General features: G+C 49.5%; 20 protein-coding genes. 8 read left to right on the forward strand and 12 right to left on the reverse strand.

What is annotated here, in order from left to right; all coding sequences use genetic code 11:
- Positions 1 to 20 precede the first annotated feature (20 nt).
- The 6 genes from DHL47_RS04305 to DHL47_RS04330 all read right to left on the reverse strand — a co-directional run bounded on the left by DHL47_RS04305 (position 21) and on the right by DHL47_RS04330 (position 6,843).
- Positions 21 to 884, reverse strand: coding sequence for a mechanosensitive ion channel family protein (locus tag DHL47_RS04305; protein ID WP_128834632.1), 864 nt, complete (start codon positions 882 to 884; stop codon positions 21 to 23).
- A gap of 289 nt (positions 885 to 1,173) precedes the next feature.
- On the reverse strand, positions 1,174 to 1,488 hold the full coding sequence (trxA, locus tag DHL47_RS04310; protein ID WP_128834635.1) for a thioredoxin: 315 nt from the start codon (positions 1,486 to 1,488) through the stop codon (positions 1,174 to 1,176).
- A 157-nt stretch (positions 1,489 to 1,645) separates the two neighbouring features.
- A complete protein-coding gene (locus tag DHL47_RS04315; protein ID WP_209551022.1) occupies positions 1,646 to 3,064 on the reverse strand; it encodes a C69 family dipeptidase in 1,419 nt (472 codons plus the stop codon).
- Between the two features lie 538 nt (positions 3,065 to 3,602).
- Positions 3,603 to 5,936, reverse strand: a complete 2,334-nt coding sequence (locus tag DHL47_RS04320) for an endonuclease MutS2 (protein WP_209551023.1) — start codon at positions 5,934 to 5,936, stop codon at positions 3,603 to 3,605.
- Positions 5,937 to 5,991: 55 nt separating this feature from the next.
- Positions 5,992 to 6,543, reverse strand: a complete 552-nt coding sequence (locus tag DHL47_RS04325) for a CvpA family protein (protein WP_128834640.1) — start codon at positions 6,541 to 6,543, stop codon at positions 5,992 to 5,994.
- Between the two features lie 9 nt (positions 6,544 to 6,552).
- On the reverse strand, positions 6,553 to 6,843 hold the full coding sequence (locus tag DHL47_RS04330) for a hypothetical protein (protein ID WP_128834642.1): 291 nt from the start codon (positions 6,841 to 6,843) through the stop codon (positions 6,553 to 6,555).
- A gap of 181 nt (positions 6,844 to 7,024) precedes the next feature.
- On the opposite strand from DHL47_RS04330, the gene rnhC reads away from it, so the two are divergent.
- The 3 genes from rnhC to recD2 are packed head-to-tail and all read left to right on the forward strand — an operon-like array spanning position 7,025 to position 10,957.
- The gene (gene rnhC / locus DHL47_RS04335; protein WP_209551024.1) at positions 7,025 to 7,909 is read left to right on the forward strand and encodes a ribonuclease HIII; all 885 of its coding nucleotides are present in this window, start codon (positions 7,025 to 7,027) and stop codon (positions 7,907 to 7,909) included.
- Positions 7,910 to 7,912: 3 nt separating this feature from the next.
- Positions 7,913 to 8,542: a signal peptidase I gene (lepB, locus tag DHL47_RS04340; RefSeq protein WP_128834647.1), complete on the forward strand. Its 630-nt coding sequence runs from the start codon at positions 7,913 to 7,915 to the stop codon at positions 8,540 to 8,542.
- Between the two features lie 57 nt (positions 8,543 to 8,599).
- Positions 8,600 to 10,957, forward strand: coding sequence for an SF1B family DNA helicase RecD2 (recD2, locus tag DHL47_RS04345; protein ID WP_209551071.1), 2,358 nt, complete (start codon positions 8,600 to 8,602; stop codon positions 10,955 to 10,957).
- Positions 10,958 to 11,009: 52 nt separating this feature from the next.
- On the opposite strand, the gene DHL47_RS04350 is transcribed toward recD2, so the two are convergent.
- From DHL47_RS04350 to dinB, 6 genes are all read right to left on the reverse strand, one after another.
- A complete protein-coding gene (locus DHL47_RS04350) occupies positions 11,010 to 11,648 on the reverse strand; it encodes a TetR/AcrR family transcriptional regulator (protein WP_209551025.1) in 639 nt (212 codons plus the stop codon).
- A gap of 75 nt (positions 11,649 to 11,723) precedes the next feature.
- Positions 11,724 to 12,470 carry a CPBP family intramembrane glutamic endopeptidase gene (locus DHL47_RS04355; protein ID WP_209551026.1) on the reverse strand — a complete coding sequence of 249 codons (747 nt, stop codon included), beginning with the start codon at positions 12,468 to 12,470 and terminating at the stop codon, positions 11,724 to 11,726.
- A gap of 45 nt (positions 12,471 to 12,515) precedes the next feature.
- Complete coding sequence (locus tag DHL47_RS04360; protein WP_209551027.1) at positions 12,516 to 13,310, reverse strand: CPBP family intramembrane glutamic endopeptidase; 795 nt, start codon at positions 13,308 to 13,310, stop codon at positions 12,516 to 12,518.
- A gap of 45 nt (positions 13,311 to 13,355) precedes the next feature.
- Entirely contained in the window at positions 13,356 to 14,150 is a 795-nt protein-coding gene (locus DHL47_RS04365) for a CPBP family intramembrane glutamic endopeptidase (RefSeq protein ID WP_128834654.1), read from the reverse strand.
- A gap of 390 nt (positions 14,151 to 14,540) precedes the next feature.
- Positions 14,541 to 14,876, reverse strand: coding sequence for a hypothetical protein (locus DHL47_RS04370; RefSeq protein WP_209551028.1), 336 nt, complete (start codon positions 14,874 to 14,876; stop codon positions 14,541 to 14,543).
- A gap of 170 nt (positions 14,877 to 15,046) precedes the next feature.
- Positions 15,047 to 16,111, reverse strand: a complete 1,065-nt coding sequence (gene dinB, locus DHL47_RS04375) for a DNA polymerase IV (protein ID WP_209551029.1) — start codon at positions 16,109 to 16,111, stop codon at positions 15,047 to 15,049.
- 325 nt (positions 16,112 to 16,436) lie between these two features.
- On the opposite strand from dinB, the gene pflB reads away from it, so the two are divergent.
- From pflB to DHL47_RS04400, 5 genes are all read left to right on the forward strand, one after another.
- Positions 16,437 to 18,752, forward strand: a complete 2,316-nt coding sequence (gene pflB / locus DHL47_RS04380; RefSeq protein WP_128834660.1) for a formate C-acetyltransferase — start codon at positions 16,437 to 16,439, stop codon at positions 18,750 to 18,752.
- 334 nt (positions 18,753 to 19,086) lie between these two features.
- Positions 19,087 to 19,863, forward strand: a complete 777-nt coding sequence (locus tag DHL47_RS04385; RefSeq protein ID WP_128834662.1) for a threonine/serine exporter family protein — start codon at positions 19,087 to 19,089, stop codon at positions 19,861 to 19,863.
- Between the two features lie 4 nt (positions 19,864 to 19,867).
- The gene (locus tag DHL47_RS04390) at positions 19,868 to 20,353 is read left to right on the forward strand and encodes a threonine/serine exporter family protein (protein WP_128834664.1); all 486 of its coding nucleotides are present in this window, start codon (positions 19,868 to 19,870) and stop codon (positions 20,351 to 20,353) included.
- Positions 20,354 to 21,460: 1,107 nt separating this feature from the next.
- Positions 21,461 to 22,639, forward strand: coding sequence for a hydroxymethylglutaryl-CoA synthase (locus DHL47_RS04395; RefSeq protein ID WP_209551072.1), 1,179 nt, complete (start codon positions 21,461 to 21,463; stop codon positions 22,637 to 22,639).
- Positions 22,636 to 23,910: a hydroxymethylglutaryl-CoA reductase, degradative gene (locus tag DHL47_RS04400; protein WP_209551030.1), complete on the forward strand. Its 1,275-nt coding sequence runs from the start codon at positions 22,636 to 22,638 to the stop codon at positions 23,908 to 23,910. The genes DHL47_RS04395 and DHL47_RS04400 overlap by 4 nt, the downstream gene beginning before the upstream one ends.
- The last annotated feature ends 22 nt before the right edge of the window (positions 23,911 to 23,932 follow it).

The following is a 23,932-nucleotide window of genomic DNA, read 5'->3' on the forward strand; positions in this document are numbered from 1 at the left end:
TACCTCTTCTAATCTGTTCGTTATTTGCTTTTGCTTACCGGCCCCAGTGTAGGCAGTTCAATCCCCTCTTTTAAAAGCGCCTCATGATAAAGACGGTAAAAAATATGGTAGATAGACGTCTGCATACCGCTTTGGACCGTCATGCTGATGCGAAAGTTGAATTGCCCGTTCGAGGCCATCTGCGGCCCGAGAATATTAGGGCTTTTGAGAATTTCCGGATGTTCCGGAACTGCTTCATCATTAACCTTAGAAATAATGCGGTAAATCTCATCCAAATCTGTCTGGGCATAAATCGGAATATCAATCAAGACCCGCATGTCGCCGCGGGAAAGATTGCTGACAACTGTGATATTGCGGTTAGGCACATAGTGGAGCGCCCCATCAGCATCCCGCACCTGCGTTGTCCGAATCCCCACGCTGACGACTGTGCCGGCAATATTGATAGAACCATTGGTCAGACGGACATTGTCTCCCACATCCAGCTGGCGCTCCAAGAGGATAAAGAAACCATTGACCAAGTCCGACAGAAAGCCCTGAGCCCCCATGCCGATTGCGACCCCGGCAATCCCAGCTCCAGCCAGAAGACTGGAGACCGGCAGTCCCAAAATAGACAGAATCCAATAAATCAACAGAAAATAAAGAGCGTAGTTGAGCAGATTTTCAATCAGACGGGTGATGGTCTTCTGCCGGGCAATATCCTGCTTGGACAGTTTCAGTGACGGAGCGATAACCTTGGCAACCAAAACATGCAGCAGCTTCTTAGCGATATAAAAGAGCAGCAGCAGTAAAAGCAGCGACACCAGTTTGGAGAAAAGCTGATCTGCCAGACCGGACCAGTCAAACTGCTGCCAATAGCGGTTCAGTACATTATTCAATAGAAAAATCCCTTTCCTTCAAGTGCTAGCTCTATTATACCACAAAGAGAGGTAGAATCTAATACTCTTTGAAAATCAAAACCAAGCTTCGCACTGACTCTAACTGTCTGAGGGATGATTAGAGCGGACCTAGTTTGAAGAGATGGCCGAAGAGTATACCGTCATCTTTGTTTTTTTAAGCGGACAAGATAGCTTTTGCAAGTTTTTAGACCCTAATTTGGATCAGAAATGGCGGCAGACCGCATCCAGCACATCAGCAATGCAGACAGAAAAAGAAGAGAGCTCCAAGCCCTCTTCATCAGCTTAATCCTGCAACAATGGCTTTGATCTGGTCCTTGGTATGAACACCAGCCACCTGCTTGACTACTTGGCCGTCCTTCTTAAAAAGAAGGGTCGGAATAGACATAATGCCAAATTCACGAGCTGTGTTTGGATTTTCATCCACATCCATTTTGAGGATTTTCAGCTCATCTTGGCTGACTTCTTCAGCCAGCTGTTCCAAAATCGGTGCCTGCATGCGGCAGGGACCGCACCAGGTTGCCCAAAAGTCAATCAGAACAAGACCATCCTTTGTTTCTTCTGCAAAATTCGCGTCTGTAACTGCTGCTACCATGTTTTTCTCCTTTAACAGTGGAACACTGCTCTATTTCATTTATTGACAATATTCTACACTAAAAAAGAAATTTTTTAAACTATTTGCTACGCCATGGCTGTTTTCAGAAGGTCCAGCCGCTGCATTTGCAAATACTGGCATGGCCTGACTACTGCCATCAGTCACTCAGTGAAAAATGGTTGGTCATGAGATTGCTGGCATCTAACAGCACCTTGTCCAGCAAGCTGTCTGTCGCTTCCTGAACCTTATCGCTCAGAGCTTGATTTTCAGCTTCAAAATCAACTGCCTGTCCACTCGCCAGTGCCCGATCTGCCCGGCCAATCATCTCATGGCCCCAAGCCAGAGTCTCTTCTTGGTAGTCATCCAAATCGCCCACATGGCTGCTGAAGTGAGCATCGGCCAAAGCAGCAATAAGACGGTTGCTCCAGTAGAAGGAGTCCGTAGAGACCTTGTCTGTGGCATTGGCAAAGTAATCCGGCGTCTTGGAAACCTGAGTAAAGAAAGGCACAGCCGTATTGAAGGGCATGGAGCCATACGCTATCCATTGAATGCCGGTCGTCTCCTGCGGACGGTCAGGCCGCAGCTGCAGGATAGCAGTCTGGCTGGTACGATTGATCCCAACGGTCCGGAAAGTCCGTCTGCTTTGCGGATTTCCTTCTGTCCCGTAAGGGTCAAAATCCGTGTCCTGATAATGGCTGCTGAGAACATAGTTAACATCTTCAATGCTAATCTTGCGGTAAGGCTTGCGGCACCATGGGAGAAAGAAAGAGCGAGGATCCTGTTCCGCTTCCGGATTGAGGAATTTCTGCATAAACCAGGCCCGCGGCGTATTGTAGTGGCGGTCCTTGTCTTTCTGACTGCCAAAGGCATAGCGCGGATTGAAGGCTTCATCAGAATAATTGAGATTGAGGTGATTTTCCCTGACAAACTCCTTCAGATGAGGATGGCAGAGAAAATGCTCTGGATTGTCAAACTCAAACCGATCGCTGCCCAGTTGATTGGGATTGGTCACATAGGCATCGTCTGGCACTCTGCGAGCCATCCAGTGATGGCCGCCAACCGTTTCCAGCCACCAGATTTCATCCACATCTGAGATGGCAATACCGTTGGACTCATAAGTACCATGTTGTTCCAAAAGACTGCCCAGACGCAGAACCCCTTCCCGAGCTGTCTTGATATAAGGCAAAACCAAGGTTACAATATCTTCTTCGCCAATACCTTCCGGTACCAGAGGATCCGCCCCCAGCACCCGGCTGTTGGTGGTGATGGTCTCTGTCGCACTGACAGCGACATTATAGGCGTTGATGCCCGCTGCTCCCCAGATACCTTCCTTAGGCACGGCATCCGGCACTGCTGTATAGCGGACAGGCTCTTCCGGCAAGTCCAGCTCAAAAGCCGACAGCACTGACTGGTAATGGCGCGGCTGGTCTTCCGGATTGACCACGATAAATTTCTTAGGAGTAAATACTCCGTTTTGTGAATCTTCTGTACGAGCAACAATCGTTGAGCCATCATAGCTGGCTTTTTTGCCAACCAAAATGGTCGTACAGGAATCAGATGAATGTGTTAGCCTCATATATTTGAACCTCCATTCTTCAAGCCTGCATCCAGAAAGGACCTGCCGCCTATACTTTTCAGCGTCTGAACCTTTACAGCTCTTTGCTGAACGCCAGTTCTGCCTGCATCGCTCTGCCTTGTCAAAACCAGATTTTCTTTGAATATCAGGCTCACAGGGCGCAGCCATTGTCTGAACAGGCAAAGCTCAGAAACGGAAGAAGATTTCACAGCCCTGTCCCCTGTCTGGACTGACAGGAGCAGGCAAGGCTCAGCCGGCAAAATCCGCATCCAAATGCAGCTGTTTCATACGCTTACATTATAACAAAAAATGGCCAGACTGGCCATTTTTTATCGGTTCTTCTTGAGCGAATCAGCTGTGCAGGGGCGCAGGGGGGTGAGAAGACAAACCCTTTTGATTTATCCGGAGTTCTTTCCCGCTCTCAGGCTGATTTCGGTTTTGATTGAATATGAGCAATGAAGCGGCGAAGTCAATTGCTGACGTGCCGGCCGCCTCAGGTGAACTGGCTCAAGACGGCGTTTCCAAACAACAAACAAGTCTATTTAAACACCACAATGGTCGCACCGCTGCCGCCAGCATTCTGAGGAGCATAGCCAAAGGACTTGACGTGCTTGTTGCGGCGGAGGTATTTGGTCACGCCTTCGCGGATGACGCCGGTCCCGATACCGTGGATAATATCGACTTGGGCCATGTTATTGAGCAGGGCCTGATCGATAAAGGCATCCAGCTCCTCCATCGCCTCCTCATAGCGCTTGCCGCGCAGATCCAGTCTGGCGCTGGGGCCGGCTCCCGAAGTCCGCTTGATTACATTGACCTGTCTGGACTTGGCCTGCGCTTCCTTTTCAGCCTTCAGCAGGTCAAATTCGTCCGCCCGCAGGGTCATCTTAATCAAGCCGACCTGAGCTTCCCAACGGCCGTCCTTGAGCTGGGCTGTCAGTGTCCCTCTCTGTCCGTAAGCTGTCACAATAATATCATCTCCGACTTTGGGCGCTCGGTCTTTCTTGGCCTTTTTCAAAACCTTATTTTTGGACAGGTCCACCGTTTCTGGTGCCAGCTTCTTGAGCTGCCCCTTGGCTTCAATGATTTCATGCGGCTTCAGGCTGGATTTGGCATGGAGATTCTTGAGAATGCTGTCGCTCTCAGCAAGAGCCACATCCACGATTTCCTGGGCTTCCAGCCGAGCCTTATTGAGCTCGGTTTCCTTTTCTCGGTTCAATTCGTTGTAAAGTTTTTTCAGCGCCCGGTTGAACTTGAGATTTTCCTGCTCCACCTCACGGATGTTATCCAATCGCTTGCGGCTTTCCAGAGCCTGAGCTTCCAGCCGCTCGATAATCTGGTTGACATCCCTGTCTGTATCCGTCAGTTCCTGAGCATGGCGGACAATCAGGTCCGCCAGTCCCAGTCTTCTGGCAATCTCAAAGGCATTGGAGCGCCCGGGAACCCCTTGCATAAAGCGATAAGTCGGCCGCAGGCTCTCCGTATCAAACTCCATACTGGCATTCTGCACCCAGTCGGTCTCGATGCCATAGGCCTTGAGCTCCGGATAGTGAGTCGTGGCCATAGTCTTAATGCTGCGCAGGCGCAGATCTTCCAATACAGCAATGGCCAAAGCTGCTCCCTCCTGCGGGTCAGTCCCTGCTCCCAGCTCGTCCAGGAGCACCAGAGAGTCTGTATCCACCCGCTCCAGAATCGCCACAATATTGGTCATATGACTGGAAAAAGTAGACAGGCTCTGCTCAATAGACTGCTCGTCGCCGATGTCTGCAAAGATTTGGCTGAAAATCCCCACCCGGCTGCCCTTGTCGGCCAGTATCGGCAGGCCTGACTGGGCCATGAGCTGAGTCAGGCCCAGTGTCTTCAGCATAATGGTCTTGCCGCCTGTATTGGGACCTGTGATCACAATCTCAGTCAGATCAGGACCGAAATGCAGGTCATTGGCCACCGGCTTTTCAATAAGCGGATGGCGAACACTGAGCAGCTGGATGTCCTGCCTGTCTGACAGCTCTGCTATCACCGCACCCGTCTCCTGCATAAAGCGAATCTTGCTTCTGATCAGATCCAAATGCCCGATAATCCAAGCGTTATTGGCAATAGCAGCGGCATGGGGCCGCACCCTGTCCGAGAGCTCCTGCAGAATCCGCAGCATTTCATAGCGCTCATCTGCCCTGCCATTGCTAATCTCCTCATTAAGATTGACCACTGCCCGAGGCTCGATATAGACGGTGCTGCCGCTGGCAGAAATATCATGAACTACACCGGCAATCCGGTTGCGGTAGGTATTTTTTACCGGCAGCACGTTGCGGCCGTTACGGCTGGCCACTACTTGGTCCGCCAGCATATGGCCTTTGGTCTTGAGAAGCTCCTGCAGAAGATCCCGTACCTGTGCTTCATTTTCCTGAATCTTGCGCCGGATGCGGGCCAGATTGTCACTGGCAAAGCTCTCGATAAAGCCGCCGTCATTGATGGCCTGAAGGCTGCCCTGCAGGCGGGGAAAGGCTGCCAGATTGTCAAAGAGGCGGTCCAGCTTCACCAGCTGGACATTTTCCAACTCTTCATAAAAAGATTTCAGCTCCTGTGTCACAGCCAGCACGCGCTTGAGGGCCAGAAATTCCTCAATATTGAGGTCGCCGTCCAGCTCCAGGCGTTTGGTCAGAGCTGTGATATCCTGAGTGGCTGCTAGGTTAAAATGCGGATAGTGGACAAAAAGCCGGCTCATATCGTCCATTTCCAAAAAAGCAGCAGCGATGGTCTCTTTCTTGCCGGTCGGCAGCAGCAGGTCCAGCTCCAGCCGCCCCTGCTCAGTCAGCAGATAGGGAGCGAAAAGCTCCTTGATTTTGCTAAATTCTAAAATATCTAAAATTTTTCTGTTCATATTCTTTCTATCATTTCCAGTGAAAAAGAACCCAGTTAGCAAAGCAACTGAGTTTTTACCCGATAATACTTGTCACCCACAGATGTTTCAATAGGTCGGTTGTCACAGGCGCATAGCTGACAATCAAGCGGACCATGAAACTGCCGTTGAGCCGGTCCTGAATCACAGCCAAAGGCACTGTCGCCAAAATTGTCAGGCACATCTGCAGAACAAAAACCGTGATGCAGACAGCTATCACACCGCTGCCCACATTGTACCAATGTGTGTCCAGCTTGTTAGGATAGGGAATCAGATTCGCAAAAATCCCAAAAAAACGCGCCAAAACATAGACTGCTGTAAAGACAAAGAGATAGGCCAGACCGGCATAAAAAACCTTGTCCAGATGGAAGAGCTGTGAGCTGGGGAAAAAGTAGGTTGAAGAACCCTCGGTCGCACTGGCATACGGAATCCACAGGCTGATTTTTCCAGCCAGCTCCTTATAAACCTGACTGGCCGCCAGCATCGCAACGACCGTCGCCAGAGCATAGTAGCCCTGCAGCACAATCCCCCGCGAATAGCCAATGTAAAAGCTCCAGGCTAAAATTAGTAAAATAACAAACGAAAGCATTATTTCTCCTTATTTAGCCGATTTTTCTCTTAATTCATTGAGCGTTTTACGACGAAAATCTTCCAGTTCCTTTTCCTTGTCATCAAATTCAATCTCGCGGCTCAGCTGAGTAGACAGACTGTTGACGGCCAGAAGAATGGCTAAGACCTCATCATCCGCTGCCGGCATCTGCTCTTTTATAATATTGTATTTCTCTTTTGCAACCCGCTCAACTTCTTCCATGAATAAATTGTCATGCTCCGTCGTTAAGGTCAGTGTTTTGTTACCAAAGGTAAACTTATATCGATTTAAATTTGCCATAGAATCACCTCATTGTATTATAACAAAAAAGACGGATTTTGTCAGTGATAAAATACCCTGCTGGCACAGGATGAGAAAAGGCAGGCGATAAAAACCGCCTGAACAGGAGGCTGCGCCATTTTTCTTCAATATTGCACCCTTATCCCTTTCTCCTGTTTCTTTTTATGGTACAATAGGGAGTATGGAAAGTATGACCCTCAGTCCCAAAGAGCAGGATATTCAGGCTTTTGTCAGGAAATATCAGGCTTCCTTGGCTCCCAGCAATAACCCTTATATTCAATACCTGTTCAAACTGAACCAGGCGACAGTCAGTGTTTACACTTCCGGCAAAGTCCTGTTTCAGGGCCAAAAAGCCAGTCACTATGCGGCTTTTTTTGGCTATAAGACTGAAAAAACAAATGATTCTTCTCAGCAGATGCCCCTTATCGGCAGCGATGAGGTCGGCAATGGTTCCTACTTCGGCGGCTTAGCAGTCACTGCTTCCTTTGTCAGTCCAGATCAGCATGACTTTCTGCGCAGTCTGGGAGTCGGGGATTCCAAAACCCTGACCGATACGAAAATCCGCCAGCTGGCACCGATCTTAAAAGACCGGATTGCCCATCAGGCCCTTCTGCTATCGCCAGAGAAATACAATCAGGTCATCGCTTCCGGCTATAACGCTGTCTCTGTCAAGGTGGCCCTGCACAATCAGGCTATCTATCTGCTCCTGCAAAAAGGCCTACAACCCGAAAAAATCGTCATCGATGCCTTTACCAGCCAGCAAAACTACGGAAAATACCTCAAGCAGGAAAAAAATCATTTTCCCAATCCTGTCAGCCTGATTGAAAAGGCCGAAGGAAAGTTCTTGGCCGTTGCAGTCAGCTCGATTATCGCCCGCGACCTTTTTCTGGAAAATCTGGAAAATCTCAGTCAGGAACTGGGCTATACCCTGCCCAGCGGCGCTGGCAGCAAGAGCGACCGCATCGCCAGCCAGATTCTCCAAGCCTACGGTATGGCTGGCCTGCAGCATGCAGCCAAACTCCACTTTAAAAACACTGAAAAAGCTCACAAACTCCTAGAAAGGTAACTTATGAAAAAATCAAATACTGCCATTAACATTCTCAAAGAATGGGGCCTCTTTGCCTTTTTAATCGCGACGATTATCCTGTCGCGAATCTTCCTCTGGTCCCCTGTTAAGGTAGACGGCCACTCCATGGACCCGACTCTGGCCGACGGAGAATACCTGCTGGTGCTGAAACACCAAAGCATCGACCGTTTTGATATTGTCGTGGCTTCTGAGACGGATGACAGCGGCACGACCAAAGAAATTGTCAAGCGGGTCATCGGCCTTCCGGGCGAGACCATCCAGTATGAGAATGACACTCTCTACATCAATGGAGTAAAAACCGACGAGCCTTATCTGGCAGAATATATAAAGGCCTTTAAAAAAGACAAGCTGCAGTCGACCTACACAGGCGAGGACTACGATGACAATGGGGAATTTTTCAGAAAGCTGGCCCAGCAGGCTCAGGCCTTTACAGTGGATAAGGATGGCAGCCCAGTTTTCAGCATCACCCTGTCGGACGACCAGTACCTGCTGCTGGGAGATGACCGGATTGTTTCCAAAGACAGCCGCCAGGTCGGTACTTTCAGCGCCAGCCAGATCCAAGGCGAAGCCAAATTCCGCTTCTGGCCGCTGCTGCCCTTCAAGACCTACTAAGCATACCGAACTCAGCTGACTCTTCAGCTGGGTTCCTTTTTAAACAGGGAAGACATGATGGAATTTTACTTTTCAGGAACGATTGAACGCATTATTTTTGAGAATCCCAGCAATTTTTTTCGCATCCTGCTCTTAGATATTGAGGATACGGATGCCGAGGAGTTTGACGATTTTGAAATCATTGTCACCGGCTCAATGGCGGATGTCATGGAAGGGGAGGACTACACCTTCTGGGGCAGTCTGGTCCAGCATCCCAAGTACGGCCAGCAGCTGAAAATCAGCCGGTATGAGCGGGCCAAGCCAAGCAGCAAGGGCCTGGTCAAATATTTTGCCAGTGACCACTTCAAGGGCATCGGGACCAAGACCGCCCAGAAAATCGTGGAGCTCTACGGCGAGGAGACCATTGACAAAATCTTGGCCCAGCCTGAAAAACTGACTCAGATCAGCGGCCTGTCCGCTAAAAACCGGGAGGCCTTTGTCAGCAAGCTCAGACAGAACTACGGCACCGAGCTGGTCCTGGCCAAGCTGGCGGCCTATGGCATTCCCAATAAGCTGGCCTTTCAGATTCAGGACGCATACAAGGAAGAAACGCTGCAAATCGTAGAAAAGGAGCCCTACCGACTGGTAGAAGACATTCAGGGAGTCGGCTTTAAAATCGCCGACCAGCTGGCCCAGAAGCTGGGAATCGAAAGCGATGCAGCCGAGCGTTTCCGGGCCGGCCTCATCCACACCCTCCTGACCCAGTCCATGGAAAGGGGCGATACCTATGTAGAAGCCCGCGACCTCTTGGACCGCACCATTGAACTTTTAGAAAGCTCCCGTCAGGTCGAACTGGATCCCAGTCTGGTCGCTGATGAGCTGACTCGGCTGATTGAGGAAGACAAGGTACAGCATGTTGACACCAAGATTTTTGACAACAGCCTGTACTTTGCTGAGGAAGGCATTGCCGGCAATCTGGCCCGCCTGCTGGAAAACGGGGAGCAAAATAGCTTTGGCGATGAAAAAATCACTGCTGCCATTGCCCAAGTTGAGGAGGAATTTGGTATCAGCTATGATGCTACCCAGAAAAAAGCAGTCAGCGATGCCATCAAACACAAAGTTTTTATCTTAACTGGCGGACCCGGAACCGGAAAAACCACTGTTATCAACGGAATCATCGCTGTTTACAGTCTGCTGCATGGACTGGACCGGCGCAAAAAGCAGGACCTGCCCATCCTCTTGGCAGCACCGACTGGCCGGGCTGCCCGGCGCATGAATGAACTGACCGGCCTGCCCAGTGCCACCATTCACCGTCATCTGGGCATGACCGGTGATGATGATACCAGCCATCTGGACGAATCTCTGGATGCAGACTTTGTCATCGTGGACGAATGTTCCATGGTAGACACCTGGCTGGCCAACCAGCTCTTTAGCAACATCTCCTCCGATACCAAGCTGCTCCTGGTCGGAGATGCCGAACAGCTCCCCTCTGTCAGTCCCGGACAGGTGCTGGCGGATTTGCTGCAGGTGCCCCGCCTGCCCCAGACCAAGCTGGAAACCATCTACCGGCAGAGCGATGACTCGACTATTGTCACACTGGCCAGCCAGATCCAAAAAGGCCGGCTGCCGGCTGACTTTACCGAGAAAAAGGCGGACCGTTCCTATTTCGAAGCTAGAAGTGAGCATATCGCTCCCATGATTGAAAAGATTGCCAGTGCAGCCATTCGCAGCGGCATCCCAGCTCAGGACGTTCAGGTATTGGCCCCTATGTACCGGGGCCAGGCCGGCATTGACCAGATCAACAGCCTTATGCAAAATCTCATCAATCCTGCTGAGAAAGACGAGCTGACCTTTGAGGCTCCCGACTGCCAGTACCGGCAGGGCGACCGAGTCATTCACTTGGTCAATGATGCCGAAAGCAATGTCTTTAACGGCGACCTGGGCTATATCACCGACCTACTGCCAGCCAAGTACACCGACTCCAAGCAGGACGAGCTGACCATTAACTTTGACGGCAACGAGCTGGTCTACCAGCGCAGCGAGTGGTACAAGATCCGTCTGGCCTATGCTATGAGTATTCACAAGTCTCAGGGCAGTGAATTTCCCGTCGTCATCCTGCCCATCACCCGCAGCAGCCACCGCATGCTGCAGCGCAACCTGGTCTACACCGCTATCACTAGGGCCAAGAGCAAGCTGATCCTGCTTGGGGAAAAAGCTGCCTTTGACTATGCCGTCAAAAACACCGGCACCGCCCGCAAAACCTATCTGGTTGAGCGATTTGAAGACGTGGAATCCCCTCAGGAACTTATCCACACTCCTGTGGATAGGGTGGAAAAAGCTGTGGAAAACTATGTCTTGACAGAAGAAAATTTCCTGAAAATCGACCCCCTAATCGGCCTGACCGAAGAAGATATCCACAGTGTATTCAAAACATAAACAAAAAGGCCTGGACAGAATTAAATTTTTTAGTTCTGTTCCAGCGCCTTTTTTAATGCTTGCTTTTCTGACTAAAAAGCTGCATGAGCTCATCATCAAAGATATCCAGACCGATCGAGGTCATCATAAACTGCAGAAAATGGAAGCGTTCCGGCAGTCTTTCGGGCTCACTTTCAAAAACGGCCCCATGCATCCAGAAGTTCACCAGCAGTAGAAAAACTTCTGCAGCCTCTTCCGGATACTGGGTCTGAAGGGAGCCATCTGCCATCCCTTTTTTGATAATGTCACTGACCACAGAGGCGCCTATCCGCAGATTGTCCCGCATCATGGTCAAAATAAAGCCCGCGTCCTTCTCATACTCACCCAAAATGCCATCTATGGCCCGGGCTGTCTGACTTCCCATATTATTCTTGAGGATGGTCTGCAGCTGCTCTCTGCCAGTCAGATTTTCCGTAGCCTTGAGCCACTGCTTTATCTCTTCTTCCATCATCTCCTGCCGGCTCCTCATCACCGCAAAGACAATCTCATCTTTTGACTTGAAATGATGATAGATAGCCCCCTTGGAGATGCCCGCCGTCTGAGCAATATCCTGCATACTGGTCTTTTCGGACCCCTTATGGATAAAGAGCTGGGCTGCTGTATTTAAAATTTTTTCTCTCATGGCCTGGGATTTGTCTTTTCGCTGCGCCATTCTGTTCCCCTTTGTTTCTAATATAGCTTTATTCTACCAAAAAAGCCGGAGAAATACAAAATTATAAAAATATCTTTAAGCCTTGTCTTGCTGATCCCTTTGATACCAAAGATAGATACTGTAAGCCGCCATCAAGATATAGCCTAGGAAAAAGAGCGGATTTTCCGTCCCCTTGCCCACAAAGATGCCCTCGCCAATGGTATTGATAAGTCCATGAAAGAGGACACAGTAGAGAATGGACTGACTGACCTTGTAAAGAGCCGCCAGCCAGAAGCGGCCGAGCAGGCAAGCGGCTGTAAAGACCAGAAAAGAGACCCCTGCCTGACTGCTGCCGGGTGTAAAGAAGAGAGGCAGATGCCAGACAGCCCAGATTAAGCCAGTTGTTCCAGTCGCTAAGGGAAAGGGCAGAAGTCTTTCCAGAGTCGGCTGCAGGAAGCCCTGCCAGCCAATCTCTTCATTGCCGCCTGTCAGAAGAGTCGTCATGAGAAAAAGCAGAGCAATCCTGAGGGGGCTAAAACCAGGCAGGAGCGGGCTCCAAAAGACTATGGAAAGGGTGTAAAGAATTGTAAAAATCAAGAGATGGACCCAAGTCCTTTTTCGGGCCGATCCGATAGAAGCCAAGAGCTCCTTGAACGATTTTCCTAAGACCAGTTTGGCTCCAATGGCCGGGCCAAAAACACCAGCGATGGTTAGGACCTGGGAAATAATAGGAATCCTCAGGAAAGCCGAAGCCAGCCAGGCAGACCAGCTGATGCCAAAAGTCCAGGCCAGAAAGGGCAGGATATGCCTTGTCTCTGGCTCTACATGTGTTTGTGTTTCCATATGATTACTCCTTTTTCTTTGGCAGAAGAGCGATTGCCAAGATTTTTAGCCTGCATCTTTCTGAACTCCTTTCCGGTTGCCCTTCCAATACCACCAGCCGACCAGCAGAGCGGTCATGACCAGATTAGCAGCCTGGAAGCTGAGATACCTTCCGCCATTTATAGCACTGCCGACAATCGTCACCTGAGCAAAGTTATTGCAGCCGTGAAAGACCATGCAGGCAAAGACAGAGGCCGTCTGCTTGTAGAGAGCCGCCAGACAGAAACTGAGCAAGATACCAAAGGAGAGATAGAAGAGCAAAGAAACCTGACTTTGAATCGTTCCCTGAATCAGCCAGAGGGGCAGATGCCAGGCCACCCAGACCAGAGCCGTGATGACAGTTGCCAGAGGGAAGGAGAATTTTTTCTCCAGAGCCGGCTGCAGGAGGCCCCGCCAGCCCAGCTCTTCGTTCCCGCCTCCAAAAAAGGTGACATAGGTCCAGCCCAGAGGAAACATCAGAACGGCATTGAGCGGCGGTAATACAGGATTGGCGATAAAAAGGGTCAAAACCCGAACCAGACAGAAGGCCAGCATATAAATCCACCAGCCTTTGGCATGGGAGAAGATAAAGTCCAGCATCTTCTTAGGATGAGAAATTTTGAGGCTGATTAAAGCTCCTAAGGTCGGTCCGGAGCCAGCGATGAAAAAGAGAGCAAAGCCCAAAGGCTCAGCCACGCTGGTCAGCTTCAGGGCGGCTAAAATATACAGAATCAGGCAGGCACCCCAGCTAATACCAAAGGTCCAAGCTAAGTAAGGCCAAATATGCTTGGGTTCTGGCCCAACATGTGTTTGTGTTTTCATATGATTACTCCTTTTTCTTTGGCAGAAGAGCGATTGCCAAGATTTTTAGCCTGCATCTTTCTGAACTCCTTTCCGGTTGCCCTTCCAATACCACCAGCCGACCAGCAGAGCGGTCATGACCAGATTAGCAGCCTGGAAGCTGAGATACCTTCCGCCATTTGTAGCACTGCCGACAATCGTCGCCTGAGCAAAGTTAATGCAGCCGTGAAAGACCATGCAGGCAAAGACAGAGGCCGTCTGCTTGTAGAGAACTGCCAGACAGAAACTGAGCAAGATACCAAAGGAGACATAGAAGGGCAAAGAAACCTGACTTTGACTCGTTCCCGGAATCAGCCAGAGGGGCAGATGCCAGGCCACCCAGACCAGAGCCGTGATGACAGCTGCCAGAGGGAAGGAAAACTTTTTCTCCAGAGCTGGCTGCAGGAGGCCCCGCCAGCCCAGTTCTTCATTGCCGCCGCCGGCAAAAGTGATAAAGAGCCAGCCCAGGGGAAACATCAGAATGGCATTCAAAGGCGGCAAGGCTGGATTGGCGATAAAAAGGGTCAAAACCCGAACCAGACAGAAGACCAGCATGTAAATCCACCAGCCTTTGGCATGGGAGAAGATAAAGTCCAGCATCTTCTTGGGATGGGAAATTTTGAGGCTGATAAAAGTTCCCAAGGTCGGTCCGAAGCCATAGATGATATTGAGAGCAAAGCCCAAAGGCTCAGATACGCTGGTCAGCTTCAGGGCGGTTAAAATATACAGAATCAGAAAGGATCCCCAGCTAATGCCAAAAGTCCAGGCCAGAAAGGGCAGGATATGCCTTGTCTCTGGCTCTACATGTGTTTGTTTGTTCATACGATAACTCCTTATCAAATGTAGAATAGTGAAAAGTCATCCGAAAACTGGACAAAAGCATCCTTTACTTTCAGTCTTTCAGATGATTGCCTGTTTTGAAACGCAGATTTTTAAAATCCGACCAGACGGTTTGTTTTGTTTCAAAAAAATAAACTCTTTGCGTTTTCTGCTCCAAAACTAAGCTAGAGCAGGCAGACGAGGCCGGGACAATAGTCCTTAGCCTCTTATTATAGTTCGTATTAAAATCATGACGCAGTAGCCGATTGAACTCTTCGTTCGCTTTTCAAGCTCGGAAGAGCTCCTAATCGGCCTTGCGGGGCTGGGACGACGAAATCGAGACTACGTCTACCGATTTCTGTCCCACCGCCAGTATTTAGACTCTTCTTTCATTCAATCCCCCCTTTTCTTATCTTGCAGGCGTCTGATATTCCAGAGGTTGGAAGCCACACTCAGACCGCCTACTGCCATGATGCCCAGTCCTCGCCAAGGGCTAAAGACAGAAGTCAGCAAGCCACCAGCAAGGACAGCATATCCAGCTTTGACTCCCCACTTAGAATAGCGTATGCCATTCTCACCCTCCTGCATCCTCTGCAGGAAAGCCTTTCGTTTCGCTGCTTCTTCCTTGAGAAAGTCTTTTTGTTTCTCTTTCTGACGGGCCAGCAGCTGCTTTTGCCTGCTCAGATAGTCTCTGGTCTTTTCATCTACAGTTGCTTTAGTTTTTTGCATGATTTTCCTCCTTTTATTTTTAATGACCGACCGGTCGGTCTTTTTTATTTGTCTCTAGTATAGCAGACCAAAAATACTTTGTCCAGTATTTTCTGGAAAAATTTTTACCATTTCACCAGACGGCCCCGTCTAACAGAAAAAAGCTTGGCCAAAAACCAAACTTTATCTTTTTAGCTAAATCCCGTCACCGTCACCCCCAGCAGGCGGACACCTCTGGGCTGCTCCTCCAGGCTGTCGTAAATTTCATGAGCTACGCGTTCGATTAAGTCGGCATCCCGTGTTGCTAGCTCCAGGGTCCGTCTCTTGGTCAGAGTGGAAAAGTCAGCATAGCGGATTTTGAGGACCACGGTCCTGCCGGCCTTCTCATGCTTGTCCAGACTGAGGGCCACCTTGGCTGCCAGCCGGGTCAGCTCCTTCTTGATATCCTCCTCACTGTAGAGGAGCTTGGCATAGGTCCGTTCCTTGCCGATGGACTTGCGGATGCGGTTGGGCTTGACCGGAGAATTGCTGATGCCGCGCACCTTGCGGTAAAGGTCAAAGCCGAAGCGGCCGAAGCGGTCAATCAGGGTCATCTCCGGTATCTCTAGGAGGTCCGCCCCGGTATAAACCCCCATGTCATGCAGTTTTTCCACACTTTTCTTGCCGACACCGTGAAACTTGGCAATGTCCATCTTGGACAGAAAATCCTCAGCCTCCTCCGGCAGGATGACGGTCAGACCGTGCGGTTTTTCATAATCACTGGCAATCTTGGCCAGAAACTTATTATAAGAAACGCCCGCTGAAGCCGTCAGCTGCAGTTCATTCCATATATCGTACTGGATCAGCTTGGCGATTTTGACGGCTGATATGAGCCCCAGTTTGTTTTCTGTCACATCCAGATAGGCCTCATCAATGCTCATGGGTTCAATCAGATCTGTGTAACGCCTGAAAATCTGACGAATCTCTTGGCCGACCGACTGGTACTTCTCATAATTCCCCGAAATGAAAATCCCCTGGGGACAGCGCTCATAGGCTTCCTTGGAGCTCATAGCCGAGTGCACTCCGAACTTTCGGGCTTCATAGTTGCAGGTCGAAACAACACCGCGGCCCCCAGTCAGACGCGGGTCACTGCCGATAATGACCGGATGCCCCTTGAGCTTGGGATTGTCCCGCTCCTCAATGGCAGCAAAAAAGGCATCCATATCAATGTGGATGATTTTTCTGGATGTGTCATTGATCAGCGGAAAAATCAGCATGGCTCCTCCTTTTACAAAGTTTCCCGATTCCTCTGAAACAGTTGAGATTATTTCTAAAAAACTTTGAAAAATCCTTTCTCCTCCCAGCCGGAGTTAAATCACAATTAGCTTACTTTTATTATAACTTTTTTACTCATTTTTCCAAAGTGTTTAAGAATGATTTTCTTTTTCAAATATATAGTACACATCTGCAACTTTTCTTTTTCTGTATTATAAAAGAAAGTCAGTCTTTTCCCTGAAAATGCTTTGTGAAACCGATTACCATATGGTATACTTTACTTATAAATGTAACAGATTTTGTTGCTAGAATAAAGAGGAAAATCAAATGGTTGTAAAAACAGTTGTTGAAGCTCAAGATATTTTTGATAAAGCTTGGGAAGGCTTCAAGGGGGAAGACTGGAAAGAGAAAGCCAGCGTTTCGCGCTTCGTACAGGCCAACTACACGCCTTACGACGGAGACGAAAGCTTCTTGGCCGGCCCGACTGAACGTTCTCTGCATATCAAAAAAATCGTAGAAGAAACCAAGGCCCACTATGAAGAAACCCGTTTCCCAATGGACACCCGTCCGGCATCTATCGCTGGTATTGACGCTGGTTACATTGACAAGGACAACGAACTGATTTACGGTATCCAAAACGACGAACTCTTCAAATTGAACTTCATGCCAAAAGGCGGTATCCGCATGGCTGAAACGACTTTGAAAGAAAATGGATACGAACCAGACCCTGCTGTTCATGAAATCTTTACAAAGTATGTGACAACCGTAAATGACGGTATCTTCCGTGCTTACACTTCTAACATCCGCCGTGCTCGCCACGCCCACACTGTAACCGGTCTTCCAGATGCCTACTCACGCGGCCGTATCATCGGGGTTTACGCACGTCTGGCCCTTTATGGAGCTGACTACCTCATGGCCGAAAAAGTCCGCGACTGGAACGGTTTGACTGAGATTGACGAAGAAACTATCCGTCTGCGTGAAGAAATCAACCTGCAATACCAAGCACTTGGTGAAGTGGTGAAACTGGGCGACCTTTACGGAGTTGATGTTCGCCGTCCTGCCTTTGACGTTAAAGAAGCGATTCAATGGACCAACATCGCCTTCATGGCTGTCTGCCGTGTCATCAACGGTGCTGCTACTTCCCTCGGACGTGTGCCTATCGTTCTTGACATCTACGCTGAACGTGACTTGGCCCGCGGTACTTACACTGAATCAGAAATCCAAGAATTTGTTGATGATTTCGTTATGAAACTTCGTACAGTGAAGTTTGCTCGTACCAAAGCTTACGACCAGCTCTACTCTGGTGACCCAACCTTTATCACTACTTCTATGGCAGGTATGGGTAACGACGGCCGTCACCGTGTTACCAAGATGGACTATCGTTTCCTCAACACTTTGGACAACATCGGCAACTCACCAGAGCCAAACTTGACCGTTCTTTGGACTGACAAGCTGCCATACTCCTTCCGCCGCTACTGTATGCACATGAGCCACAAGCACTCTTCTATCCAATACGAAGGTGTGACTACAATGGCTAAAGATGGCTATGGCGAAATGAGCTGTATCTCCTGCTGTGTGTCTCCGCTTGACCCTGAAAATGAAGAACAACGCCACAACATCCAATACTTTGGTGCCCGCGTAAATGTGCTGAAAGCCCTTCTGACCGGTCTCAACGGCGGTTACGATGATGTACACAAAGACTACAAGGTCTTTGACATCGATCCGATTCGTGACGAAGTGCTGGAATTTGAATCTGTAAAAGCCAACTTTGAAAAATCTCTGGACTGGCTGACAGATACTTATGTTGATGCTTTGAACATCATCCACTACATGACTGACAAGTACAACTACGAAGCGGTTCAAATGGCCTTCCTGCCAACTTACCAACGTGCCAACATGGGATTTGGTATCTGTGGATTTGCCAATACGGTTGATACATTGTCTGCTATCAAGTACGCAACTGTTAAGCCAATCCGCGACGAAAACGGCTATATCTACGACTATGAAACAATCGGAGAATACCCACGTTGGGGTGAAGATGATCCTCGCTCAAACGAACTGGCTGAATGGTTGGTTGAAGCTTACACGACTCGTCTGCGCAGCCACAAACTCTACAAGAATGCTGAAGCAACTGTATCACTTCTGACCATCACATCTAACGTGGCTTACTCTAAGCAAACGGGTAACTCACCAGTCCACAAAGGTGTCTACCTCAACGAAGATGGCAGCGTGAACCTGTCTAAACTGGAATTCTTCTCACCAGGTGCCAACCCATCTAACAAAGCAAAAGGTGGCTGGCTGCAAAACTTGAACTCACTTGCCAGTCTGGACTTCAGCTACGCAGCTGACGGTATCTCCCTGACTACACAAGTATCACCTCGTGCTCTGGGTAAAACTCGTGATGAACAAGTAGACAACTTGGTAACAATCCTGGATGGTTACTTCGAAAACGGCGGTCAGCACGTTAACTTGAACGTCATGGACCTCAAGGATGTTTATGAAAAGATCATGAGCGGCGAAGACGTTATCGTTCGGATCTCTGGCTACTGTGTCAACACCAAGTACCTGACACCAGAACAAAAAACTGAATTGACCCAACGTGTCTTCCACGAAGTGCTTTCTATGGACGACGCTCTCAGCTAATCAACAGCCTATACACCATTTAAAAGGCGGCGGGACAGAACTCAAATATTTAATGTTGAGTTTCCAGTCCCAGCCTCTTTTTATGTTCAAAAACCCCAGCGGAGTGGCCTTTTGAGCGGGCTCCTTGTCTGGCGGTCCGTTTCATCATATGAAGACCCCGCTGCCAAAATTTGTTTTTTCAAAGAGTATGAATGGAAGCTCTTTATGGTATAATAGGGATATTGCTAGACCAAGGACCTGTGTTTTATCGGCTTATAGATGATAGGCTTCAAACTATATCAGTATCGCCAGGCCGCACTCCATTAAGGACAGGTTCAAAAAAAGGATTGGGAAAATGACGGAGAAAAACTTTAAGGAAGATTCAAAAGAATTTAATCTGGCAGTGGATGTCATTATGCTGGCCGGAACCTTGCTCCTGCAGAGCGGGTCTGAGATATATCGGGTAGAGGATACCATGATCCGCATTGCCCACTCACAGGGCATCATGGACTGCAATGCTCTGGCCATGCCGGTCGCTATTTTCTTTTCGGTTGAAAATACCAATGTCTCCCGCATGAAGCGCAACCTGCGAACCAACTACAATATCGAAAAAGTATGTGAGGTCAATCAGGTTTCCCGTCAGCTGGTCAGCGGCCTAATCAGTCTGCAGGAGGCATTCGAGGAGCTGAACCGCCTCAAAAGTAAGCGCCTGCCTTACAGCAATCAGCAGCTGACTCTGGCAGCCACCCTCAGCGCGCCTTTCTTTTCCATCATGTTCGGCGGAAACTTCTATGATGCCTTGGGGGCTGCTCTGGCCACCTTCTTTGGCTTCATTTCCTATCTTTATACAGAAAAGTATGTGCGGATCCCTTTTGTCTCGACCTTTGCCGGTGCCTTTATTTTTGGCCTTTTAGCTCAGATCTGGGTCCGCTATTCCGGTTTTCCTACTAGCGCTGATCTGATTATCGCCGGCTCGGTCATGCCTTTTGTACCGGGGATTGCTCTGACCAATTCTGTACGGGATATCATGACCAGCCATATCAACTCTGGCATGAGCAAGCTCTTTGAGTCCCTCCTCATCACGCTGGCTTTGGGTGCAGGCACTTCCGTTGCCCTTCTTTTAATGAAATAAAACTATGACGCTACTGACTTTTTTACTTCAAGCATTGGCAAGTTTGCTTGCCATCGTTACCTTTCTAATCGTTTTAAATGTGCAGCGCCAGATGCTGCTGCCAGGCGGTGTTCTGGGAATGTTTACTTGGCTGCTCTACCTCCTGCTCAAGGAGCCGACCAACGTGATTATTGCCACTTTTGTGGCTGCCATCATCGGCTCCTGCTGCAGTCAGATTCTCAGCATTCTCTATAAGACACCTGCCGTGGTCTTTATTCTGGCTATTTTAGCTCCCCTCGTTCCTGGTTATATTTCCTATCGGACGACCGCTTTTTTTGTCACGGGCGATTACAATCAAGCGATTGTCAATGCCACTCTGGTGGTCATTCTGGCCCTGGTCATTTCCATCGGCATGGCCAGCGGCACCGTTGTGCTCAAAATCTACCATCACTTCACCTACCGCAGAAACAGGCCGGCCTTGAAAAAACAGCAGGAAAACCAAGACAGCTGAAAAACTGCGCTCTTCAAACAGCTGCCAATAAGAATGACTCAAAAGAGAAATCGAATAATGACGAAATGCTGCAGCCTGCCGTCATTATTCGTTTTTGCTTATCAGTACTCTTTGAAGACCGAGATGGCTGTGCTAAACACTTTGACGGACTCCCATTCTCTCTGCATTGGTTTGCCTTGTCATCTGCGATTTTCTTCGAGTATTGTCATTTAGTCGATTTTTTATTACTTTGTTAGCTGGCCTTGCCCTGCTTTTGAGACTTCCTCACGGAAACTCTACCTGCCACGAGGCTGAGACAGACTCCCATGATGGCTGCGCCCTCACCCACAGAGGGATGGATCTTTTGGAAGATACCGTATAAAAGTCCTTCAGTCTCGCTTTGTTTTGGTAAAAAACTCTTGACGCTGCTCAGCTCGCTGCCCTATCGTCCTGTATGTTAAGCGATAGACTGAAACTGCCCCCTCGGACAGTTTCACTGCTAAAAGCAAAGGAAAAGGCTATATCAACTATTCATCATCGGAGTCTTTCAGCAGCTTCGGAAAACCTGCTGTTTTTATTTCATTTGGAAGCTCTGCCGATAGGGAACCCTGCCTGCTTCAGAATGAAATACATCTCAGGGCTGATTTAGCGGGCCCCAGATGTTTTTTGTAAGAGTTTTATTTCTAAGTGTGGTAAAATAGATTGCAGAATATATCGTCATTTAGTTTATCGTTTAGTACTTTGTTAGCTGGCCTTGCCCTACTTTTGAGACTTCCTCACGGAAGCTCTATCTGCCACCTCCAAACCTCCACTGGAGCTTTTTGACACTTCCTAGCGGAAGCTTTATTTGCCACTTCTAAACCTCCACTGGAGGTTTGGAGCAGCTCGCTGCCCTATCGTCCTGTATGTTAAGCGATAGTCTGCAACTGTCTCCCGGACAGTTGCACTACTAAAAGTAAACTAAAAGATTATACTAGTTCATACCCTAGAAAAGCGCCTGCGGCTCTTTGAAAATCAACTTTTCTTTGAGCATTCTCAGCTTTTGTCTTTTGAGTCTGCACTGGCTGCAGAAAGAAGCTGTGCGGCTGTTCTACTGGGGATAAAAAGGATTTAAAAGAGGTCTTTATGATGACAATCGGAATCGATAAAATCGGTTTTGCAACCAGCAATTATGTGTTAAAACTAAAGGATTTGGCTGAGGAGCGCGGAATTGACCCAGATAAGCTCAGCAAGGGACTCCTGCTGAAAGAACTGAGCATCGCTCCTCTGACCGAGGACATGGTGACCTTGGGAGCAGCCGCTGCAGACTCTATTCTGACAGCAGAAGACAGAAAAAAGATTGACATGGTCATTGTGGCGACTGAGTCGGGCATCGACCAGAGCAAGGCATCTGCTGTGTTTATCCACGGACTTCTGGACATCCAGCCTTTCGCCCGCAGCTTTGAAATCAAAGAAGCCTGTTATGGAGCAACTGCTGCCCTAGACTATGCCAAACTCCACATCGAAAAATACCCTGACAGCAAGGTACTGGTCCTTGCCAGTGACATTGCCAAGTACGGCGCTCATACGCCAGGCGAGCCGACCCAAGGGGCTGGTGCTATTGCCATGCTCCTGAGCCGCAATCCCCGAATTCTGGCCTTCAATGATGACAATGTGGCCCAAACCCGTGACGTCATGGATTTTTGGCGCCCAAATTACTCCGCAACCCCTTATGTCAACGGGATTTACTCAACCCAGCAGTATCTGGACAGCCTGAAAACGACTTGGGCCGAGTACCAGAAACGCCAAGGTCTGAGCCTCAAAGACTTTGCTGCTTTCTGCTTCCACCTGCCTTATCCAAAACTAGCTCTCAAGGGCCTCAATAAAATCATGGATAAGAGTCTGCCACAAGCGCAGCAAGATCAGCTCAAGGACAACTTTGAGGCATCCATCCTCTACAGCCAAAAAGTCGGCAATATTTATACCGGCTCCCTCTTTCTGGGGCTCCTGTCTCTCTTAGAAAATTCCGACCAGCTCAAGGCCGGTGATAAGATTGCCCTCTTTAGCTACGGCAGCGGGGCAGTAGCGGAGATTTTCAGCGCTGATTTGGTCCCAGGCTATGAAGAGCAGCTATCGCAGACACGCTTGGAGGAGCTGAATCTGCGCCAGCCTCTTTCTGTCGCAGACTATGAGCAGCTCTTCTTTGCAGAAGCTCAGCTGGATGAGGCGGGCAATGCCAGCTTCTCTGGCTACGAAAATCAAACCTTTGCTCTGACGGAAATTGCAGAGCACCAGCGCAAGTACAGTAAGGTTGAAAAATCATCATGAACGGAAACTGGACTGGATTTTCCAAAAAATCTCCCGCTGAGCGGCTGCAGCTGCTGAAAGAAAGCGGACTGCTCCAGCAGGAATATTGGCAGCCGTTGGCTGAGCAGCGGACCCTGCCTCTGGAAACGGCCAACCAGATGAGTGAAAATGTGCTGGCTACACTGGCTCTGCCTTACTCTCTGGTACCTGACTTTCTCGTAGATGGCAGATGCTACCAAGTTCCTTTTGTGACAGAGGAGCCATCTGTGGTGGCAGCAGCCAGCTTTGCAGCCAAGATCATCAAGCGTTCGGGCGGCTTTGAGACTGAGGTTCACAAACGCCAGATGATTGGGCAGATTGCCCTCTATCAGATAGAGGATGCTGATCTGGCTGCCCAATCTGTGCTCCAAAAAAAGGCTGACCTGCTGGCAAGAGCTGACCAAGCCTACCCATCCATCGTCGCTCGCGGCGGCGGTGCTAGAGACCTCTGGCTGGAGCAAAAGGATGATTTTCTCATTTTCTATCTGTCTGTGGACACGCAGGAGGCTATGGGCGCCAATATGCTCAACACCATGCTGGAGTCTCTTACCCTTCCCCTAGAAGAGCTGACTGGCGGCAAGAGCCTGATGGCTATCCTGTCCAACTATGCGACAGACAGCCTCGTGACAGCCCGCTGTGTGATTGACTACCGCTTTCTCAGCCGTGACAGGGCAGAGGCAGCCCTTCTGGCCGACAAGATGCAGCTGGCCAGCAAGCTTGCTCAGGCCGACCCTTACCGCGCAGCCACCCATAATAAAGGGATCTTCAACGGCATCGATGCCGTCGTTCTGGCTACGGGCAATGACTGGCGGGCTGTCGAAGCCGGCGCTCACGCCTATGCCAGCAGAGAAGGAAGCTATCGCGGTCTCTCTGCTTGGACAGCCGATCCAGACAAGCGCCAGCTGCATGGCCAGCTGACTCTGCCCATGCCCGTTGCAACCAAGGGGGGATCGATTGGCCTCAATCCTGCCGTCGCAGCTAGCTTGGACCTGCTGGGACAGCCTCGGGCTAAGGAACTGGCTGCCCTGATCGTCTCAGTCGGCTTAGCCCAAAACTTCGCTGCCATCAAAGCGCTGGTCAGCACTGGTATTCAGGCCGGTCACATGAAGCTGCAGGCCAAGTCGCTGGCTCTGCAGGCGGGAGCCAAAGAAGAAGAAATCCCAGCCTTGGTCAGCCACCTGACAGCTACTAAGAACTTCAACCTAGCTACTGCTCAGGAAATACTCGCTGACTTACGAAAACAGAATCAATAAAAAGGCCTTGCTCAGGCCTTTT

It is taken from the genome of Streptococcus panodentis, assembly GCF_017884005.1.
Lineage (GTDB): Bacteria > Bacillota > Bacilli > Lactobacillales > Streptococcaceae > Streptococcus > Streptococcus panodentis.

Coding starts and splice junctions, on each gene's coding strand:
- DHL47_RS04330 (WP_128834642.1), bottom strand. CDS start 6,843: ATGGCAAATTTAAATCGATATAAGTTTACCTTTGGTAACAAAACACTG.
- DHL47_RS04315 (WP_209551022.1), bottom strand. CDS start 3,064: ATGAGGCTAACACATTCATCTGATTCCTGTACGACCATTTTGGTTGGC.
- DHL47_RS04350 (WP_209551025.1), bottom strand. CDS start 11,648: ATGGCGCAGCGAAAAGACAAATCCCAGGCCATGAGAGAAAAAATTTTA.
- dinB (WP_209551029.1), bottom strand. CDS start 16,111: ATGCTGATTTTTCCGCTGATCAATGACACATCCAGAAAAATCATCCAC.
- DHL47_RS04320 (WP_209551023.1), bottom strand. CDS start 5,936: ATGAACAGAAAAATTTTAGATATTTTAGAATTTAGCAAAATCAAGGAG.
- rnhC (WP_209551024.1), top strand. CDS start 7,025: ATGGAAAGTATGACCCTCAGTCCCAAAGAGCAGGATATTCAGGCTTTT.
- DHL47_RS04365 (WP_128834654.1), bottom strand. CDS start 14,150: ATGAACAAACAAACACATGTAGAGCCAGAGACAAGGCATATCCTGCCC.
- pflB (WP_128834660.1), top strand. CDS start 16,437: ATGGTTGTAAAAACAGTTGTTGAAGCTCAAGATATTTTTGATAAAGCT.
- DHL47_RS04395 (WP_209551072.1), top strand. CDS start 21,461: ATGACAATCGGAATCGATAAAATCGGTTTTGCAACCAGCAATTATGTG.
- recD2 (WP_209551071.1), top strand. CDS start 8,600: ATGGAATTTTACTTTTCAGGAACGATTGAACGCATTATTTTTGAGAAT.
- trxA (WP_128834635.1), bottom strand. CDS start 1,488: ATGGTAGCAGCAGTTACAGACGCGAATTTTGCAGAAGAAACAAAGGAT.
- DHL47_RS04385 (WP_128834662.1), top strand. CDS start 19,087: ATGACGGAGAAAAACTTTAAGGAAGATTCAAAAGAATTTAATCTGGCA.
- DHL47_RS04325 (WP_128834640.1), bottom strand. CDS start 6,543: ATGCTTTCGTTTGTTATTTTACTAATTTTAGCCTGGAGCTTTTACATT.
- DHL47_RS04370 (WP_209551028.1), bottom strand. CDS start 14,876: ATGCAAAAAACTAAAGCAACTGTAGATGAAAAGACCAGAGACTATCTG.
- DHL47_RS04390 (WP_128834664.1), top strand. CDS start 19,868: ATGACGCTACTGACTTTTTTACTTCAAGCATTGGCAAGTTTGCTTGCC.
- DHL47_RS04400 (WP_209551030.1), top strand. CDS start 22,636: ATGAACGGAAACTGGACTGGATTTTCCAAAAAATCTCCCGCTGAGCGG.
- DHL47_RS04355 (WP_209551026.1), bottom strand. CDS start 12,470: ATGGAAACACAAACACATGTAGAGCCAGAGACAAGGCATATCCTGCCC.
- lepB (WP_128834647.1), top strand. CDS start 7,913: ATGAAAAAATCAAATACTGCCATTAACATTCTCAAAGAATGGGGCCTC.
- DHL47_RS04360 (WP_209551027.1), bottom strand. CDS start 13,310: ATGAAAACACAAACACATGTTGGGCCAGAACCCAAGCATATTTGGCCT.